General features: G+C 36.6%; 15 protein-coding genes and 1 tRNA gene. 3 read left to right on the forward strand and 13 right to left on the reverse strand.

Features of this window, described 5'->3' with window-relative positions:
- Window positions 1-35: 35 nt before the first annotated feature.
- Window positions 36-2,204, reverse strand: a complete 2,169-nt coding sequence (locus C8N46_RS17195; RefSeq protein ID WP_108116345.1) for a S9 family peptidase — start codon at window positions 2,202-2,204, stop codon at window positions 36-38.
- Window positions 2,205-2,477: 273 nt separating this feature from the next.
- Here C8N46_RS17195 and C8N46_RS17200 point away from each other — a divergent pair, with 273 nt between their 5' ends.
- Window positions 2,478-3,803 carry a hydroxymethylglutaryl-CoA reductase, degradative gene (locus tag C8N46_RS17200; protein WP_108116347.1) on the forward strand — a complete coding sequence of 442 codons (1,326 nt, stop codon included), beginning with the start codon at window positions 2,478-2,480 and terminating at the stop codon, window positions 3,801-3,803.
- The gene (locus C8N46_RS17205; protein WP_108116348.1) at window positions 3,796-4,734 is read left to right on the forward strand and encodes a GYDIA family GHMP kinase; all 939 of its coding nucleotides are present in this window, start codon (window positions 3,796-3,798) and stop codon (window positions 4,732-4,734) included. Before C8N46_RS17200 ends, C8N46_RS17205 begins: the two co-directional genes overlap by 8 nt.
- Before the next feature lie 78 nt (window positions 4,735-4,812).
- On the opposite strand, the gene C8N46_RS17210 is transcribed toward C8N46_RS17205, so the two are convergent.
- From C8N46_RS17210 to C8N46_RS17240, 6 genes are all read right to left on the reverse strand, one after another.
- Window positions 4,813-6,927 carry a peptidylprolyl isomerase gene (locus C8N46_RS17210; protein WP_108116350.1) on the reverse strand — a complete coding sequence of 705 codons (2,115 nt, stop codon included), beginning with the start codon at window positions 6,925-6,927 and terminating at the stop codon, window positions 4,813-4,815.
- A gap of 96 nt (window positions 6,928-7,023) precedes the next feature.
- On the reverse strand, window positions 7,024-8,301 hold the full coding sequence (locus C8N46_RS17215; protein WP_108116352.1) for a hemolysin family protein: 1,278 nt from the start codon (window positions 8,299-8,301) through the stop codon (window positions 7,024-7,026).
- A 227-nt stretch (window positions 8,302-8,528) separates the two neighbouring features.
- Window positions 8,529-9,101 (reverse strand): LPS export ABC transporter periplasmic protein LptC, encoded by a 573-nt coding sequence (gene lptC / locus C8N46_RS17225; RefSeq protein WP_108116356.1) that lies wholly within the window; start codon window positions 9,099-9,101, stop codon window positions 8,529-8,531.
- Window positions 9,102-9,111: 10 nt separating this feature from the next.
- On the reverse strand, window positions 9,112-10,485 hold the full coding sequence (locus tag C8N46_RS17230) for a tetratricopeptide repeat protein (RefSeq protein ID WP_108116358.1): 1,374 nt from the start codon (window positions 10,483-10,485) through the stop codon (window positions 9,112-9,114).
- An 18-nt stretch (window positions 10,486-10,503) separates the two neighbouring features.
- Window positions 10,504-11,817 carry a hypothetical protein gene (locus tag C8N46_RS17235; protein ID WP_108116360.1) on the reverse strand — a complete coding sequence of 438 codons (1,314 nt, stop codon included), beginning with the start codon at window positions 11,815-11,817 and terminating at the stop codon, window positions 10,504-10,506.
- Window positions 11,810-12,547 (reverse strand): type III pantothenate kinase, encoded by a 738-nt coding sequence (locus tag C8N46_RS17240; RefSeq protein ID WP_108116362.1) that lies wholly within the window; start codon window positions 12,545-12,547, stop codon window positions 11,810-11,812. Before C8N46_RS17240 ends, C8N46_RS17235 begins: the two co-directional genes overlap by 8 nt.
- 99 nt (window positions 12,548-12,646) lie before the next feature.
- On the opposite strand from C8N46_RS17240, the gene C8N46_RS17245 reads away from it, so the two are divergent.
- Window positions 12,647-12,722: transfer RNA gene (locus C8N46_RS17245), tRNA-Phe, on the forward strand.
- A gap of 110 nt (window positions 12,723-12,832) precedes the next feature.
- Here C8N46_RS17245 and C8N46_RS17250 read toward each other — a convergent pair.
- The 6 genes from C8N46_RS17250 to C8N46_RS17275 form a co-directional block, all read right to left on the reverse strand.
- Entirely contained in the window at window positions 12,833-13,651 is an 819-nt protein-coding gene (locus C8N46_RS17250) for a T9SS type A sorting domain-containing protein (protein ID WP_245896927.1), read from the reverse strand.
- A gap of 159 nt (window positions 13,652-13,810) precedes the next feature.
- Complete coding sequence (locus C8N46_RS17255; RefSeq protein ID WP_211314507.1) at window positions 13,811-15,034, reverse strand: lanthionine synthetase LanC family protein; 1,224 nt, start codon at window positions 15,032-15,034, stop codon at window positions 13,811-13,813.
- 31 nt (window positions 15,035-15,065) lie between these two features.
- Window positions 15,066-16,121: a T3SS effector HopA1 family protein gene (locus tag C8N46_RS17260; protein ID WP_108116368.1), complete on the reverse strand. Its 1,056-nt coding sequence runs from the start codon at window positions 16,119-16,121 to the stop codon at window positions 15,066-15,068.
- 4 nt (window positions 16,122-16,125) lie between these two features.
- Window positions 16,126-17,205 carry a phosphotransferase gene (locus C8N46_RS17265; protein ID WP_108116369.1) on the reverse strand — a complete coding sequence of 360 codons (1,080 nt, stop codon included), beginning with the start codon at window positions 17,203-17,205 and terminating at the stop codon, window positions 16,126-16,128.
- Window positions 17,206-17,399: 194 nt separating this feature from the next.
- Window positions 17,400-18,341, reverse strand: a complete 942-nt coding sequence (locus tag C8N46_RS17270) for a hypothetical protein (RefSeq protein WP_108116370.1) — start codon at window positions 18,339-18,341, stop codon at window positions 17,400-17,402.
- Between the two features lie 175 nt (window positions 18,342-18,516).
- Entirely contained in the window at window positions 18,517-18,933 is a 417-nt protein-coding gene (locus C8N46_RS17275; RefSeq protein ID WP_108116371.1) for a hypothetical protein, read from the reverse strand.
- Window positions 18,934-18,970 lie beyond the last annotated feature (37 nt).

Below are 18,970 nucleotides of genomic sequence, written 5' to 3' on the forward strand. Positions count from 1 at the left end.
TGTTAGGATTAGTGTAATTGTAATAAGGTCGTTGTTTACTTTAATAAAGTATTTTCAACGAATTTTGTCATTTTTGTATATAGGTGTAAGCGTGTGTAACCGCCGTAAATTCCGTGATTTTTGTCTGGATAAATCTTCCAATCGAATTGCTTGTTGGCTTTGATGAGCGCATCAATCATACGCATGGTGTTTTGTACGTGTACGTTGTCATCGCCCGTTCCATGAATGAGCAAGTAATCGCCTTTCAACTTTTCTACATGATTGATAGGTGAGTTGTCATCATAACCACTTGCGTTTTCTTGTGGTGTACGCATGTAACGTTCTGTGTAAATCGTATCGTAAAAACGCCAGCTAGTCACAGGTGCTACGGCAATTGCCATACTGAAGACGTCGTTTCCTTTTAAGATAGCATTACTCGACATGAATCCGCCGTAACTCCATCCCCAAATTCCAATTCGGTCTTTATCTACATACGAGCGTTTTCCAAGTTCAATGGCAGCATCAATTTGATCTTCCACTTCGTATTTTCCTAATTCTTTGTAGGTTACTTTTTTGAAGTCAGCGCCTTTGAATCCTGTTCCACGACCGTCTACACAAACTACAATGATTCCTTTTTGTGCCAATAGTTGATACCAATAGTCATTTGCACTATTCCATTTGTTTGCTACTTGTTGCGAACCTGGCCCTGAATATTGATACATAAATACTGGATATTTGTTAGCCGCATCAAAATCGGCTGGCTTTATCATCCAAGCGTTTAAGTCGTGTCCCTTTTGTGTTGTAAGTGTAAAGAATTCTTTTGGAGAAGTTGTATAATTTTCAAGCTTTTCTTTTACGTCGTTGTTGTTTTTGATTTCTTTGATAACATCGCCGTCTTTTGCTTCATTCAAGGTATACATTGGTGGTGTTGTTGCACTTGAATATGTATTGATGTAATAGGTAAAATCTGCACTAAATTTAGCACTGTTGGTTCCTTCTTTAGCAGATAGACTTTTCTTTTTCTTTCCATTGATTTTAATGGAATATACACCACGATTGATAGAACCATTTTCCACCGATTGATAAAATACACGGTCAGATTTTTTATCGTACCCATAATAATTGGTCACTTCCCAAGGTCCTTTGGTCACTTGATTGAGCAACGAACCGTCTTTTTTATAATGATAAATATGATTGAATCCGTCTTTTTCACTCGTCCAAATAAAGCTATTATCTTCTAAAAATGTTAAATTATCAGTAACATCTACATACGCTTTATCGGTTTCTTTGAGTACAATTTTTGCTTTGTTTTCCGCTGCATTGTATAAAATCAAGTCCAATTCGTTTTGGTGTCTGTTGATGACTTGTACACTCAATACTACAGGATTATTCGTCCACTTAATTCTAGGAATGTAAAAGTCTGTGTAGTTTCCTAACTCAATTTCCGAAGTTTTATCGGCATTCAAACTGTATAAATGCAGTGATACTACCGCATTTTTTTCTCCTGCTTTTGGATATTTGAATACGTGTTGTTGCGGATATAATTGGCTTCCGTACACGTCCATAGAAAACTCAGGAACGTTTGTTTCATCAAAACGAATAAACGCAATATGGTCACTAGCCGCATTCCATTGAAAAGCACGTACAAAGCCGAATTCTTCTTCATATACCCAATCCGTCACACCATTGATGATTTTATTTTTAACACCATCTGTCGTGATTTGTGTTGACGCACCCGATTTTAGGTCTTTTATATAGATATTATTCTCAAACACATACGCTACTTTCGTTCCGTCAGGTGAAAAAGTTGGCTCTTGGATTTTATTATCTGATATTTTAGTGACTTTTTTTGAAGCAATATCATACACATAAAAAATTCCCAACGTTGATCTTCTAAAAACAGATTCAACTTGTGTAGCCAATATCATCTTGCTTTCATCATCGCTAAACTCATAAGAAGAAAAACGACCTACTTCTGGAAGATTGCTTGCTGAAACAATGGTTTCCACTTTTTGAAGTGTTTTATAATCGTATTTATCAACCGAACCTGCTTGTCTGTTCAACACTGTATATTGCTGTCCGTTGTTCATGGAATGTAATACATCCATTCCGCTAGTTCTAAAAGCTCCAGACCAAATTTCTTCTAACGTGATTTCCTTTTCTTGCGCCAACGTCAAATTGACGAATCCTGTGAGTAGGAGAAGAAAAATATAGTTTATCTTCATTCGTATTGCATTTTTTTAAATAAGCCTGTTAAAAGCTTGTAAGTTTGAGTGATTTTAAATTATAAAGCTGACAATATACAAATATCAAGCAAGTACCACAAAAATCAAACCTTAAATTATACGTGCAAAAATTAACGCTGAATAGAAGCTAATTTTACCACTTTTATACACGTTTTGACTGAAAAACAACACTTTTAATCTGCTTTTTAATACATTTTGAGTGAATTTGTTACTATTTCATTATGTATCTTTGCCGATACAAAATTTCATTATATGATTGCTCCTATTGCTGGATTCTCTAAATTTTCCAAAGAAGAAAAGATTGAATGGCTTGCAAACACGTATTTTCACGATAGTGAAGCGGTGACTGCGTTATTGAAAAAATATTGGAATTCAGACGAAAAATTACAAAAACTACACGACGAGTTTATTGAAAATACCATCACGAATTTTTATCTTCCGTTAGGAATTGCGCCTAATTTTTTGATTAATGATACCATGTACGCCGTTCCGATGGCAATTGAGGAAAGTTCAGTGGTAGCCGCTGCAAGTAAAGCGGCAAAGTTTTGGCTAGATCGCGGCGGATTTAAAGCAACGGTGTTAAGCACAGAAAAAGTAGGACAAGTGCATTTTATGTATTTCGGTGCTACTGAAAAACTACAACGCTATTTTGAAAGCATCAAGCCAGAATTGTTTGCTGCTACCAAACATATTACCAAGAATATGGAAAAGCGTGGCGGCGGCATTACACATATTGAATTGCGCGATAAAACCGATGACCTTAACGGTTATTTTCAGTTGCACTGCACCTTTGAAACGGTAGATTCTATGGGTGCGAATTTTATCAATTCGTGTTTGGAACAATTTGCCAAGACATTTGAATCGAATACAGCTTCATTTGCGGAGTTTTCAGCGGAAGAAAAAGACATTCAAATTGTCATGAGTATTTTGTCAAATTATGTACCGAATTGTCTTGTACGAGCAGAAGTGAATTGTCCTGTAGCAGATTTGACCGAAAATGAAAATGTTGACGCTGACGAATTCGCAGAGAAGTTTGTTCGCGCGATTCAAATTGCTAAAACAGAACCCTATCGCGCCGTGACGCACAATAAAGGCATCATGAACGGAATTGACGCCGTAGTGTTGGCAACAGGAAATGATTTTAGAGCGATTGAAGCAGGAATTCACGCGTATGCTGCCAAAGACGGTCGCTATACAAGTTTGACAGATGCTTCTGTGAAAGATGGTGTTTTTAGATTTTGGATTGAAATTCCATTATCTTTAGGTACCGTTGGCGGCTTGACATCTTTACATCCACTTGTAAAATTGGCGTTAGAAATGCTTGGAGAACCCAACGCTAAAGAGTTGATGCAAATTGTAGCTGTTGCAGGATTGGCTCAAAATTTTGCCGCAGTGCGTTCTTTAGTAACTACAGGAATTCAAAAAGGACACATGAAGATGCATTTGATTAACATTTTGAATCAACTCGAAGCTACTGAAGAAGAAAAAGCGTATTTTATTAACTATTTTAAAGACAAAACCGTGACGCATAGTGCGGTTGTCAATGCGTTTTCGGAATACAAATCACAACATGCCTAAAAAGAAGTTTTACAGTAACGGAAAGTTATTGCTCTCAGGAGAATATGTCGTACTCGACGGCGCCAAAGCATTGGCAATTCCGACAAAGTATGGACAAAAGCTTGAAGTTTCTCAAATAGAATTATCAAATAACATAGAAACACCAACCTTGGTTTGGAAAAGTTTTGACCACAGAGATGTGGTTTGGTATCAGCATTCGTTTGAAATAGATGCTTTGGGTAAAGATGTTTCCTACTACAATTCGGTGAGTCAAACATTGCACGAATTGCTTTCCGAAGCCAAACGTTTGAATCCTGATTTTTTATCCCAAAATAAGAGTTTTGAAGTACAGACAACTTTGAGTTTTCCACAAGATTGGGGACTGGGTTCTTCTTCTACGCTGATTCACAATATTGCACTTTGGGCAAAGGTAAATCCGTACACATTGCTTTGGAATGCGTTTAAAGGAAGTGGTTATGATATTGCCTGCGCAAAACACAATTCACCTATTGTGTATGAAGTTCACAATCAGCAACCGAACGTTTCTGAAGTATCATTTTCACCTTCTTTTAGCAAACAATTGTTCTTTGTCCATTTAAACAAAAAACAAGACAGTCGAACAGCGATTGCCAATTATAATGCTAAAAAAAGTGCTATTTCTAATGAAATTAAAATCATTAACGCGATTACTTCAGAAATGATTCACACACATTCGTTGGTCGATTTTGAACAGCTTTTAAAAGAACACGAACAGTTGATTGGAGAAATTATTCAAGAAACACCTATACAGGAACGTTTGTTTTCAGATTATTTTGGACAAATTAAAAGTCTAGGCGCTTGGGGCGGCGATTTTATTTTAGCAACAGGAAACGAAGACACCAAAGCATATTTTAAAAAGAAAGGTTTTACAACCATTATTCCTTTTGATAAGATGATATTATCTTACTCATAAGCTTTAATACGATACATAAAAAAGCCTGTAAAATATACATCTTACAGGCTTTTTTTTATATGTTGAAAGAACTACTTCCTAGTAAAAAGAAGCTCTTCTATCTTCGATTTCTGCAGAACTTTTCAATGCACCTGGTACTGAACTTAATGCTTTTGAAAGTCGTTTTGTTCTTAGCTCATTTCTTTCCGCTAAGTAGGTGTCTTTTTCAGGTGCTTTTGTTTTAGAAACTACTTGAATCATATATACTCCTGATTTTCCTTCTAACAATCTTGACGTATCACCTTCGTTCAACGCAAACGCAGTTCCTACTACTTTTGGCTCTTCACCAACACCAGGAACGTTTGGCGCTTGCATGGATAAAGATGTAGCTTGCTGCTCTGCTTTTCCTGAAGCAGATGCTAAGTCTGCCAACGTACTTGCAGTAGCATATTTTTCTTTAATCATCTCCGCTTTCTTCTGATTGCGAATAATTGGTAATACTCTTGCTGAAGCTTCCGCCACTGAAGAAAGTCCCGCTGGATTTTTAGCTGTCAATTGCGCTACAATAACACCACCTTGTACATTAAGACGGTTGATGTCACCAACTTTGGTATCTTCTCTAAATGACCAACGTACTACTTCGCGCTGTTCTCCAGCTAAACCAGGAATTCCTGTTGCTAATTCTTTGATTCTGTTGGCTTGCTTTACTTCGTATTTACCTGCTTCTGCTAAATCTAAGAATGATGATTTGTCTTTATCAGCATCTGATTCAAACTTCGAATATTCAGTAAATAAGTCTTTGAATGTTTCCTCTGAAATTTCAACTTCATTGTTGATCGTTGCTAATTTTACAACGTCTTGCATGTTCTTTTGGTCTTCAATTTCGATAATGTGGTATCCAAAAGGAGATTCTACCACGTCTAAAGCACCTACTTCGTTCTCGTATACAAAGTCTTTATAAGTAGGAGTCAATCTTGCAGAGCTAATTGAGTTGAACCAATCTAAATCGCCACCTTTTGCAGCAGAAGTATCGTCTGAGAATTCCTTTGCTAAATCTGGAAATTTAGATTTGTTTCTTTTAATCACTGCTAAAAGACTGTCTGCTTGCTTTTTTGCTTCTGTTTTTGTTTTCTTTAATTCAGGATCAGCTCCTGTAGAACCTGCAAAACGAATTAAAATATGTCTACTCTTCACAGAATCTGGCAATTGTCTTTTTTCTAACAAACGAGAGATTTTGAATCTGTTTCCAACTTTGTATGGACCGTACACATCACCTTCTTCCATTGCCATGATAGCATCTGCGTGCTCTTTTGGCAATTGGTTTTTATACATAAAGATTTCAGGCTCGTTTGTCCCTGTATTGATGTTTGCATACGCGCTTGCATCTTCCGCTGCAGCGAATCCAGCTTTCATCTCTTCTAATGCTTGTTTTGCAGTATCTTCGTCTGCTTTAGAAGGTTTTTCAGGAAAGAATACGTATTGAATATTTCTTGATGCGTCTACTTGGAATTCAGATTTGTGCTTGCTAATGTAGTTTTTTACATCACTTTCTCTCACTTCTACCAAAGAGTCTGCAATAGACGAATATGGAATGTTTACATACTTAAACGTAACTTTATCGTTTTCTGCTCTGTATGCCAATTCCCCTTCTGTTACCGTTACAATAGAACCTGCTTTTACCAAGTTGTCGTACAACTCTCTTTTCGCATTTATAATTGTATAACGCTCTGTTTCTACCCAATTGTTGTATTCTGCCATACTTTGAGGAGAAAGGTTTTTAGTCGCTTCAAGGTTATCAATATATTCTTTCAGTTTTGCTTCTACAAAAACTCCAGATTCATCTTGAAAACGTTCTTGGTTTGTAATGTTAGGACTTGTGATTAAAAGATTCCATAATTGATCTTTTTCAATGGTAATTCCTAACTTGTCTAACTCTTGTGTAATGAGCGCATTGTTTACTTCCTGATCCCAAAGAGAGTTTACAATTTGCATGGTAGATTGTCTACCTTGATATAAGCTTTTTGCATATTCTACCTGATTCTTAAATCCATCATAAGAGATATCTTGTCCGTTGATACTTCCTATTTCAGTTGGTTGCTTTTCTCCGCCGCCATTGGTATTGAATACGTCAGATATTACAAAAGCAAAAAGTGCCAATCCAATGATTAGGATTAGGACTAATGTACGTTGTCTAATTTTTGCAAGAATTGCCATGTATCTTCAATTTTATCAAATTCAGTGGGCGAAAATACAATTTCCTACCAAATAATAAAAGAAGAACTGCGTATTAATTCGTTAATTTTCGGGATTTTAATCTTCGGAGAGAATTTGCAGTTGAATTGTATCAATTTTCGTGTTTGATACTTCTAAAATGGTAAACTTTAAATCGTTGATAATGATGACTTCATCTTTTTGCGGGATTTCTTCTGTTTCGCTTACAATTAAGCCGCCCAACGTTTCATAGTTTTCACTTTCCGGAAGATTGAGTTTGTAAGTTTCATTGATGTAATCAACTTCCAAACGCGCTGAGAATAGGTATTCGTATTCACCAACTCGTTTTTCAAGAAGCTCTGTAACATCGTGTTCATCTTCTATTTCTCCGAATAGTTCTTCTACAATGTCTTCCACCGTAACAATTCCGGAAGTTCCACCGTATTCGTCTAGCACTACCGCGATACTTTTGCGTTTTTTTGTCAGTACGTTTAATACATCGTTTGCCAACATTGCTTCGGGTACAAATACGACAGGCAACACAATACTACGAATGGTTTTTGGCTTTTTGAATAACTCAAACGAATGCACATATCCGATGATATCATCAATTGTATTTTTGTAGACTAAGACTTTGGAATAGCCTGTTTCCGAGAAGAGTTTCGCAAGATTTTGCGTCGATTCTCGCAATTCAATCGCCACAATTTCCGTTCGCGGAATCATGACTTCGCGGGTTTTTACCGCAGAAAATTCCAACGCATTTTGAAATATTTGAATTTCAGAATCCAAATCGTCGTCATCATGTCCAGCTTCCATTTGTTCTGAGATGTAATCGCCAAGTTCAACTTTGCTGAATTCTAATTGCACTTCGTCGCCTTCTGTTTTGAAAAATTTTCGCAGTACGACATTCGAAATCCACATGACAAATTCAGAAATCAACCAAAATAATTGATAGAAAATATAGGCTGGAATCGCCAAGAATTTTAAGAGATTGTTTGCGTACACTTGAAAGAATACTTTGGGCAAAAATTCTGCCGTTACCAAGATAACTAAGGTAGAAATAATGGTTTGAAACAGCAGCTCGTACTCCACCGTAATGTATTGATTGAGCCACGATGTGTCATGTACCCATTCCGTGATTAAATCGCCCATAAAAAATCCATAGATGACCAGTGCAATATTGTTTCCAACAAGCATGGTTGCGATGAATTTTGAAGGTTTTTGGGTAAGTCGCCTCAATACTTTTGCAAGAATTCCATCTTGCTTTTTTTCCAATTCGATATGAATTTTATTCGCGGAGACGTACGCGATTTCCATTCCTGAAAAAAATGCGGAAAACAGTAATGCCGTTATAATAATGAGCACCTGTATGTCCATGCCTTATTGGTTTTTTGAATGATCTTCAAATTTTTTCTCGTAATGTCTTCTGAAGAAAAACATAAATAGCGAAACCACTCCAAAAGCTACAAAAATATAGTCTATTCTTTGTTCGCTATTCCACGTGGTTACTATTTTAACAATAGATAATACCGCCACTAAGAGATATACGTATTTTGTGTATTTTAAAACTTTCACAGTTGTTTGATTTTGTTTGATTGTTGTGTTTATTTGTCTTTTTCCTCTATCGGAATGGTACTATCATAGATTTCGTGCGCATCAATGATGGTTAGGTTTCTGTTGAAATCGATTCCGTTAGAGCCTTGCAACAGTACGCCATATTCATTGCTCCACTTGAATTCGCCTTCGGTAAAAATCCATTCGCGATCTTGATCCCAATATAATTGTGGTGCTTCTAATATGTTTCCATCGTGTGTTTTGAGTACCACATTTCCTTGTAAATCTACTAATCTTGTGTCACTATACAAAATTGCATAGTCGGAAGTTACGACACTTTTGTTGTTTTGTTCGTCAAAAAACTCCAATTCTATTCCGTTAGGAAATTCCATAAATGGAAATTTTTGATTGGAAAAATCTTTGTTATACGGACTTCGCAGAGTTGATTTTACTTTACCTGAATCGGTATAGATTAAAAACATATTTTCCGCTTCTCCGACAGGAAAACGCTTGTTGTACGAAAGCTTTTGGATTTCGCTATAATTGTCCTGACATGAAAAAAGCATTGCCACAATGAATATTGTGACAATGCCTTGTAAGATATGCTTTTTATGTAGTTTCACAGATTCCTTATTATAAACTTGGAACTCGTACGCTACCGCCAATCCAACAGTTTAAAGGAATATTTTCGCCTCCTTTGTATCCTTTACTAAATACATCTGATTTGCTTGGCGCAGATTGCATGTATGAACTTACGGTTCTGTCTGCAATACTTTTTAATGATGGATCTACTTGTCCAGCTTTTCTAGCCATTTCCGCAGCTTTCCAGTATCCTGCTCTTTTGGTAAACTCGTCGTTTCCACATTCGTTTACACTTGAAGCGTATAATTGTGCAATTTTTAAGTATGCTCCACCTAAAGATGGGTTGTTTTTTACTGCATCTAAGTAATACTTTCTCGCTTTTGATTTTTGACCTCTTTTCTTAGCTTTTGAAGCGATTTTATATAATAATGTTGCTTTTCTGATAGGATCTTTTTCCATGTCTAACGACTGGTTCAAGTACTCTTCAGCTTTTACTAAGTTTCCTTTTCTTTCATAGATTCCTGCTAAGTATCTTTTAGAGTTAGCCGATGGTTCTAAAGCATCTACAGCTTCTACCAATTCTACGAATAATGGATCTTCATCACAGCCTTTCGCATCCAATCTTCCTGCAGCTCTTTTTAACCAAAGTGAGTTGTTTCTGTTTTCGTCAAAGTTCTTTCTAAATAATGGAATTAACGTTTCGCATGTAGATACTTTTTCTACCAACGCTTCCATATTTCCAGAGAAAATAGCAATGGCTTTAATGTTGATATCTGCAGCTTTTTCTTGTCTTTTTTCTTTAGATGTTAAATTTTGTCCAGCATCTGTCTTAGCAATTAACTTGTTTTTGATTTTAGCCAATCTTTCGCTTTCAGCTTCGAATTTTTCCGTTAATTCTTCAAACTTTTGGATTAAATCTTCTAACAATACACCAGAATCACCTGTTTGATACATTTTATAGTACAATTCAAAGTACTGATATAAAGACTTTGGATTTTTAAAGTTTTCCAAATCTTCTTTGAAAGCTTTGTCAAACGCATCGTACTGACTTCTTACATCGCCAATTTCATAATCAACCATCAGCGAACCGATATCACCTAATACATCTCCTTTTTTAGTTTTTCCAGGAACGTTTTCAATTCGTTCTTGATACAATTTGATAAGCTCTTGTGCTACTGCTTTTTTGTCAGCTGCATCATCAAGTTTTGCTTTATAAATTCTTTCCCCGTATGCATATAGTGCAGAACTAATTGTTGGACAATCTTTTCTTAGTTCATTTAATTGTTTCTCAGCTTCATCATAGTTTTTAGCTTTTGCATTTTCAGCAAAGAGAGATAGCTTAGTACTACAATCTTGTGCACTTAAAGTTGTGAAGCTCGTTACGGCAAACAACCCTGCAACCAATAATGTAATAGTCTTCTTCATTTCTTTAATATTTATCGATTAATTGTATTTTCTTTTTATAAACCACTTATCATTTAAAGATAAACTTATTTGAAAGTTTACATAATTTTCTTGGATTAATCCGGAGTTCATTGTTCCTCTTCTTCCAAACTCAAAACCAAGGTTTACATTTGATAATGATCGTGATACTGGTAGTCCTACTCCAAAAGATATGCCAAAATCATTTATGGCTTCGTTGCGCACCATGATTCCTGTGTCTTCATAATGAATTCCAGCTCTATATGTAACTCTATCCCAATAACTTGTGAATGAATTGTATTTTGGAATATAAAAACCTCCTGCTTCAATTTTAGAACCGTTTTCGTAGTTTACATTTTCAATGGTCGTAAGTCCATTTCCAAAATCGCTATTGTTTTGAAGTGTATATTCAGCTCCTGCAAACCATTTGTTTTTTTCACCAATTCCCGCTCCAAAAGCAAGTCGCGTTGGCAACACTAAATCGGTTTTGGTTTTATTACCTAAATTCACTTCCTCTACTTGCCCTGGACTAACAATTTCTCCGCCAGCTCCAGTAATGTTTAAAGCTGTTAACACGCGAGAGTTTCTAGATGTGATATCCGATTGCGGTGAAAATGTAAGTGATGTTGTTAACGAGAGTTTGTCATTAAACTTCGTTTCATAGTATGCGCCCAAATTGTAGCTCAATCCACTTAATTTAGATTCATCTCTGGAGCGTGTTCCGTAGTTTAGTGTTCTAAAGAATAAACCATCTTCATTCAATTCACCTAAAAATTCTGTATTCTGGTTTTCAATCGTACCAAAATTATAGTTAATCGTTCCTCCAACAGAGAAGCCATTTGCAATTTTATATCCTAAAGAGAAAAATACAGAGTTGAGTCCACCTTCACCTTCATACTGCGCAAACTTATATGGAGCCGATGCAAAGCCTGTTTCTCCAATTCCTTCAAATTTATAACCTACGGAAGTATATGGCACCAATCCAAAACCTACACCAACTTTGTTTGATATAGGAAACGCTACTGCTAAATAATCTAACGAAGTAGACGCACCTTTATCTTGCCCACTATCACTTTCCAAACGCAACTGATTGTAACTTGCTCCTAGTGTGTAAGTAGTGAATTTTAAGTTTCCATAAGCAGCAGGGTTTTGTAAATTGACATGAATACTATCTGAATAGATACTTATGCCGCCCATGCTTCTATTTTCTATCGTTCCATTGAACTTTAAGTCACCTATTCCGAGGAATGAATATGGGGAAGACGTTCCTTGTTGCGCACTACTAATTTGGCAGATGAACAACAAAATTAATAATCCTAAAAACTTTCTAATCATTATATCTAATATATTCTAAAACATTATTCAATCCTTCTAACAAGAATTTTGAATTCGCAAATATGGTATTTTTTAACCTTTTAGCCAAGAAATTAGTGTCGCCGCCTGTTAAAATAACTGTTAAATGTTCAAATTGCTCTTTATAACGGTCAATTATCCCATCAATTTCAGTGATGACACCTATACTCACTCCAGAATGAATGGCATTTTCTGTAGAATTTCCAATGTAATTTTCTGGCATTTTAGGTTCCAAAAGTGGAAGGTTTGCAGTTAATAGGTTGAGTGTTTTGTATCGAAGTTGGATTCCTGGTGAGATTCCGCCGCCTAAATAGACTTCTTTATCGGTTTTAAAATCGTAGGTAATGCACGTTCCTGCATCAATGACCAACACGTTCTGCTTTGGATATTTTGTTACAGCAGCAACGACAAGCGCAATTCTATCCACTCCAAGCGTTTTTGGAGTTGCATACGTATTTTGAAAAGGAACCTTCGTTTGATGCGTTAAGGTATGCACTTCAATACGTAGATTTTGTAAAAATTGTTGGGTATCGCTACTCAATGTGGTCACAGATGATGTAATCATTCGGTCAATCTTGACATACTCTTGTAAAATTTTTTCAATTTTTTTTTGAAATACTTCTTTTTTGAAACTTTCGTAAAACAGCATGTTATCTTTTTGAAAAACAGCTACTTTTACATAGGTATTTCCTGCATCTACAATTAAATTCATCTTTATTTTTTAGACTTTGCTAAGGTAAGAAACGTTTTTTTTGCAAAATAGTTTTGTCAAATTTAAAAAACGCTTATATTTGCATCCGCATTTGCGACTGGTGCCTTAGCTCAGTTGGTAGAGCAAAGGACTGAAAATCCTTGTGTCCCTGGTTCGATTCCTGGAGGCACCACCAGAAAAACCCAATCAAAATTTTGATTGGGTTTTTTGTTTTCCTTCAATTTCAAACATAAAAAAACGCCATTCTTTCAAATGGCGTTTTGCTATATGCTATGTTGTAATGATTTACTCCTTAATCAACTTCACCGTCTTCGAACCTGCTGCAGCCATAATTTTAGCAAAATAGATGCCTGTTGGCAGACTAGTCATGTCAATGGTTTCTAGGTTAGACGTGTTTTTTAATACCAATTGTCCATTTAAGTTGGTCACCTCAACAGATAAAATATCTGAAACTCCAGAGATTGTTGCTACATTTTTTACAGGATTCGGATATACATTTACGCCTGTCAATTCAGCTTCTGTAGTACTTAATGTCATAAAGTTAAACGATGATGGCGCGGTAACCGCAGCAGCATTTGGATCGACTACGTTTGCGAATGTGGTCATTCCGTCATCTATCATATCTGCTTGCTTGAATGATTTTAATGCCGTAATCGTATTTGCCAAAGCAGAATTATTTTCTAAAATATAGATATCACCAGAAGTCGGACTTCCATTAATGGTAAATGTATATACATTTGTATTCGTAGCTGTTGAAGGTGCTGGATAGGTAACTGGACTTCCTAAGGTTTCTGTTATTAAGTATCCATCAATAGTAGGCATCCCTACTGCGCTTCCATCAAACAATGTAGCACTGGCACCACCTCCTAAAGAAGTTGCGGAACCTGTATCAATCGTAACACCATCTGGCACTATAATGGTAAAGCCATAGCTTTGCACCAATGGCGCAAACGTATTTGCACTGGCGTTTGGTACAGCTTGAATGGTAAAGCTATAACCTCCATTGTGCTGCAATGAGTAGGTATAACCATCTTGCGCAGTTGCTGTATTCGAAAACAACGCAAATGTCATGCATAATAATAAAATAAAAGTAGTTTTTTTCATGTTGTTGATTTTTAATATTTAGTTTCACGGTAATTTCCTATATACATGGTAAGCTCCAAAATTACTAAAATTACTGAGATGAACCAACACCTAGTTTCTCAAAAACAAAAAAACATAAACTACTGTTTTACAATACAATAAAATATTTCAAAATATTTTTTACGGAATTAAAGCAGAAGGAATGGTAGTATCAGCCAAACGCAAATAAAACATGCCTGTTCCAGAAAGTCCCAACATGAGTCCTAGATTTTCTTGCTGACCTATTGTGCGACCGCTCGGATCATTAACGCCACTAGGAAATAGAACGCCCGTTGCATCGTATTGTGCAATCCCAAAGTCTCCAGCGTTTCTAGCAATTTGCGCATATTCTGGATGATTCAATAATTGACTCGCATATAATAAGATATCAGCGTTTCCTGCCAATCCGTGACATAATGAAAAGTTGGCTTGCGACGTAACGTTTATTTCTTGCAATACGGTTCTTTTTGTCGTTTCTAAAGCGATTTTTGCTTCATTTAAGAAATAATCAAGCGACGTCATTTCGTAGGCTTTTAAATGTGCAATTGCGATTCCTGGTGCGCCGTGACACCACATTACACCATAGTTTGGCGTTTTTGTACCATCGTATTCACGTAAATCTGGCCAGTTTTGCGTTTGCGGATTGAACCATTGCTTTTCATAATTAAATCCACCAATTGCCGCGTGCCAATACGCTTCATGTTTGGTGGTTGCGTATAATTCCATCAAAGCGGATGCAATTCCCGAAGCGCCATGCGAATAGCCTGTAAGTGCATTTTTGGCATCTACCGTCATCCACGAGTAGATTTCTCCTTTTTTAAACGCTTTTTTCAAAAGAAATTGCCCACATTTTTCAGCCATTTGGAGAAAATCATCATCTTTTTCGGCATAATAAAGTTTTAGTAATACCGAAATTGCGCCCGCAGCTCCCGAAATGATATCGACTTCATAATCGGCAATTTCTTGGTCTTTTACAGATTTGATATAGGAAAGTGCTCTTTCGACCAACTTCGAGTTCCCCGATTTTTTCCCGATGCGCCACAAGGTAAATCCAACACCAATTTTCCCAGAATAGTATCCAAAATTGTTCACTTTATCTTCGTCCATATTCGCATAAATAGTTCGCAACGTGCCATTGAGCGTATGCAAAATGATTGGATCTTGTGTTTTTTCGTATAATTCCGCCAAAAACAGTGCAATTCCTGTCAATCCACTGTACAATTCAATACCACACGCTTTTACAACCGTTTCGTACACATCGCCCACAGGCGCTACTTCATGACCTGTCCAATTGCACATATCTTTGTACCATAAGGCTTCTTTTGCTAGGTATTTACCAATGTTGTGTGCGGTTTTTATATACATTTGCACGTCTTTTTTGAGAGTGGTTTCTATATTATTCATACGATGGAAAGCTTGGCGTTAATGCGGTGTGTTTGTTAAGGTGTAAACGATTTAGCGACATGCCTTTTCGCGCTAACGAATTGACCACAGTTTCAAAAGTTTGCTCAGCATTTTTTTCTTGTTGAAATGCTGCTACCAACGCTGTTGCAATGGTAGTAGAACGACTCATTCCAAAACTTTGCCCCTTTCCAGGATCTTCCGCATACCCAACTCCTTTATACAGTTTTTTGGTAAACATCGGAATTTCGTCTACAAGATACGGTTCTAAATTTGGAATCACATGATGTAAAATCATCGCGACAATTTGAACGTGTTTTTTACTGAGATATAACACCGCAGAATCAGAGCGCACGTACAATTTTGGGTGATTTAAACATTTGAATTGAAACGGAATTTTATAGTCGTTTAAGGTTAATGTGAGAATATTGATAAGTTTTGATGCACCTTCTGGCGTTACATTCCAATAAATTCGTCCGATTTCAGCTTCTTGTGGAAACATTTCATTGCTAAATACATGATAAAATACAGGTTGAAGATGTCTGTTTTCTTTTTGTCGTGAGAGATTGACCTTTGTATTGATAGCAGCTTGTGTTTGTTGTGGATTTACAAATTGAAAACTATTTGGCTGTAACCAACGCAATTCGCCATTTTTTTGAACATACACGTTTCCTGTTTTTGTATCAATATTGTAGATATTCCAATGGTAATCGAATCCGTTTGTAGAGGTATTTGCTTGTGAAAGTTCATTCATAAACGCTTCTCGCTCAGTTTTTGGTGGAAGTTTTGACGTGTGTTTGTCATTTTGAATACCGCAATAAAATTTGGAATAAATGGTATTCGTAAGCGCGTTGATGAGATTGATTCGCTGTTGGTCTGAATCGACAGTAGCATTGCTTCCAAACGATTTAAAGTCTTCTGCAAAAGTTTGATACGGCATCTGATTTTGAACGTATTCTTCTTCTCCATGTACTTTAAACGTAGCCAACGACGTGATTTCAATAGCGTCAATAATTCGTTGCACTTGATCCGTGTATGTGTTGTTTTCCATCGTCTTAATCAATTAAGTTCCATTGCTTGGCAATTCCTTCAACATCGCCCAATAGATGATGGCAAAATTGAAGAATTCGCGTTGAATTGGCAGCTATTTGTGGTTGTGCCATATTGTTTTCAAAAGCAGTTTGCAACATGCGTGCAGCTGTGTATGAAAGTGTTTTGAGTAATTTTTCTCTAGCTTCTGAATTGGTATATTTTTGTGCCGAAGCATACGTTTCCCAAAGTAATTTTACAACAGGCGTAATGGCTTCTAGCGTTAAAAATTCCATACCAGGCATTTGTTGATGCTGTTGAATGCTCTGATTGTTAAAACTCAACACCCAAGCACAGAAATACGATTGAAAAACGCCCGCCACGTCCCACAACGGATCGCCCAAATCGGCAATTTCCCAATCAATTAATTTTACATCTTCATTATTAGGCATCACAATAAAATTCATCCATTTGATATCTCCGTGAATCAAACTCGTAGCTTCCCACAGCGAAGCAACTTTGTCCATTCGCTTTACCAAATCAGGATGTTTTTGAATGGCTGCGATGACTGCATTTGTAATTCCTTTTGAGTTGTTGTTGAGTAGTTGGTTAGTGTTTAAAATCCAAGGAATTTGCTTACTGAAAAATTGAAGAGAACTATTGTTTTTTATTTCTTCGGTGATATCAAAATGAAAAGAGGCCAAAATATGCGCCATTTTAATAGCATGATCTTCAGATAATTTTTTGTCACGAAATACCACTTCGTGTACGTTTTTGGTATTTGCAAAATATTCCGTCACTAAAATATTATGATACGGATCGTACCCAAAATACTGCGGAATATGTGTTGCCGTTTCTTGATATAAGTCTGATTGATGAATTAAGTAATGACTTGTCGCATCTTTCTGCATCAAATAGCTATTAGTGGCATCTTGTGTGATGAGTTGCTTAACAAATAATCCTTTGTTTTGTTGCTGTTGAATTTTAAAAATGGAGTTTCTGCTTTGCGTTTGTGTGAGCATATAATCTCCAGATAAAAAAGAACTAGGCTCTAAAAACCCTTTATCGAGCAAGTAATGTGTGATATTTTTCTTTGTTAAGCGCATAATTTTTGTTTAAATTTTTAAAAGACTGTCTTAAAATTGGAAATTCGTCAAACCGAACTTAATTCGGTTTCCCATCACAATTTGAAATGAGTTTGAGAGGATTCTGAATCAAGTTCAGAATGACGTAACCTCAAAACTTTCAAGACAGTCTTTATACTAAAAAAATAGCTGTGTCTATGGTAGACAAGCTATTATTAACATACTGGCCAAGCTCCTGTACAACTACGTGTAGGGATACAATCTGCTACAGGAATACTGTGAATTTGTGCCTGCGCATTTCCACCGCCATGACAACCTTCATATCCTGTACATCCTAAAAGATGTGTTGGACCACATCCTACTTGCGTACATACGGTAGCAGCCGTTCCTGGCTGTCCACAACCTTCATACGCTGTATGACCGATAGTTTGTGCTTGTGCATCACCTCCTGGGCAAACTGTTGCTGGACCTGAACCTGTTGGTGGAATGCATCCTTCGTATCCAGTGCATCCTAAAAGGTGTGTTGGACCGCATCCTATTTGCGTACAAACAGTAGCAGCCGTTCCTGTTCCTTGGTGACAACCTAAATACGCTGTTGGACCAAGCGTTTGTGCATGTGCAGCATTTTGACCACAACCTTGATAGCCTGTCGGGCCTACAACTGTGCATCCTTGATATCCAGTTGGACCTATTATAGTACAACCTTGCCATCCAGTGACACCTATAGTTTGTGCATGTGCAGCATTATTTTGACCACAACCTTGGTATCCTGTTGGACCTACTACAGTACAACCTTGTGTTCCTGTTGGACCAACAATTGTGCATCCTTGAGTTCCTGTTGGACCTATTACAGTACAACCTTGCCATCCAGTGACACCAATAGTTTGTGCTCCTGCATGTCCGCCACATCTTGGATTGATGGTTGGACAAGGTGTAATTGCAGTACATCCAATCGTATTAGGTACGCATGCTGGAGGTAATGTTGGTGGCAAAATAGTTTGTGGTTGCGTACAACCTTGTGTTCCTGTTGGTCCAACACAATGACCTGGCTGCGTGCAACCATACGTTCCTGTCGGTCCAATAGTTTGAGCATGTGCACCACCCTGACACGTAAGTGTTATTGGAGGTATTCCACATCCATGAAAAAATGTAAACATAATAATTAAAGTTAAAGGTTAATAATATGATTTTTAAAATCTTACGATTTTGAAATTGATGAACAACTGTCAATTTTGAGTACAATATTTTACTACATACGTGAGATGTTGATTGCGTTGGTTTTTGTCACTTTTTATTTTTCTTTACTTTATAATTTTTTCTCAATAGAAAATACTATCCACATTTTCCACAGCCACAAGCAGGCGCATACGGATTTTGCTGTTTTTGTGGACTTTTTTGAACTGTATTTACATATTGTTGATAGATGTCTCCTTGAAAAAATTGTGCTGCGTGTTCCTGTGATTTCGTTTTTGTTTCTGTGTGATTTCCATTTAAGTACGATGCTGCATTTTTTAGCCAAATAACAGTACCACCAATAGGACTTTGCGATTTTGTTACTTTTACATAATGCATAATATCTTCATTTTTTATAATGGTTGATTTTTGTAAACTGGCATCTAAATAGAAACGGATATTATTGTCAGCCGTGCCTTCACCAACAAAACCATACATCATTACCAAGTCCTCGTTTTTTGTTTCACTATTCAAAAGACGTTTAGGCAGTTCGTCCAATGCTATTTTTTTGACCATAATTTTAGTTTTAATGAGATTTTTGATTGCAGTAGTT

It is taken from the genome of Kordia periserrulae, from assembly GCF_003054265.1.
Lineage (GTDB): Bacteria > Bacteroidota > Bacteroidia > Flavobacteriales > Flavobacteriaceae > Kordia > Kordia periserrulae.

Bases quoted from the DNA above. Each gene is read 5' to 3' on its own strand.
- C8N46_RS17250 (WP_245896927.1), bottom strand. From the start codon at position 13,651: ATGAAAAAAACTACTTTTATTTTATTATTATGCATGACATTTGCGTTG.
- C8N46_RS17205 (WP_108116348.1), top strand. From the start codon at position 3,796: ATGCCTAAAAAGAAGTTTTACAGTAACGGAAAGTTATTGCTCTCAGGA.
- C8N46_RS17275 (WP_108116371.1), bottom strand. From the start codon at position 18,933: ATGGTCAAAAAAATAGCATTGGACGAACTGCCTAAACGTCTTTTGAAT.
- C8N46_RS17195 (WP_108116345.1), bottom strand. From the start codon at position 2,204: ATGAAGATAAACTATATTTTTCTTCTCCTACTCACAGGATTCGTCAAT.
- C8N46_RS17265 (WP_108116369.1), bottom strand. From the start codon at position 17,205: ATGCGCTTAACAAAGAAAAATATCACACATTACTTGCTCGATAAAGGG.
- C8N46_RS17210 (WP_108116350.1), bottom strand. From the start codon at position 6,927: ATGGCAATTCTTGCAAAAATTAGACAACGTACATTAGTCCTAATCCTA.
- C8N46_RS17200 (WP_108116347.1), top strand. From the start codon at position 2,478: ATGATTGCTCCTATTGCTGGATTCTCTAAATTTTCCAAAGAAGAAAAG.
- C8N46_RS17255 (WP_211314507.1), bottom strand. From the start codon at position 15,034: ATGTATATAAAAACCGCACACAACATTGGTAAATACCTAGCAAAAGAA.
- C8N46_RS17260 (WP_108116368.1), bottom strand. From the start codon at position 16,121: ATGGAAAACAACACATACACGGATCAAGTGCAACGAATTATTGACGCT.
- C8N46_RS17230 (WP_108116358.1), bottom strand. From the start codon at position 10,485: ATGAAGAAGACTATTACATTATTGGTTGCAGGGTTGTTTGCCGTAACG.
- C8N46_RS17215 (WP_108116352.1), bottom strand. From the start codon at position 8,301: ATGGACATACAGGTGCTCATTATTATAACGGCATTACTGTTTTCCGCA.
- C8N46_RS17270 (WP_108116370.1), bottom strand. From the start codon at position 18,341: ATGTTTACATTTTTTCATGGATGTGGAATACCTCCAATAACACTTACG.
- C8N46_RS17235 (WP_108116360.1), bottom strand. From the start codon at position 11,817: ATGATTAGAAAGTTTTTAGGATTATTAATTTTGTTGTTCATCTGCCAA.
- C8N46_RS17240 (WP_108116362.1), bottom strand. From the start codon at position 12,547: ATGAATTTAATTGTAGATGCAGGAAATACCTATGTAAAAGTAGCTGTT.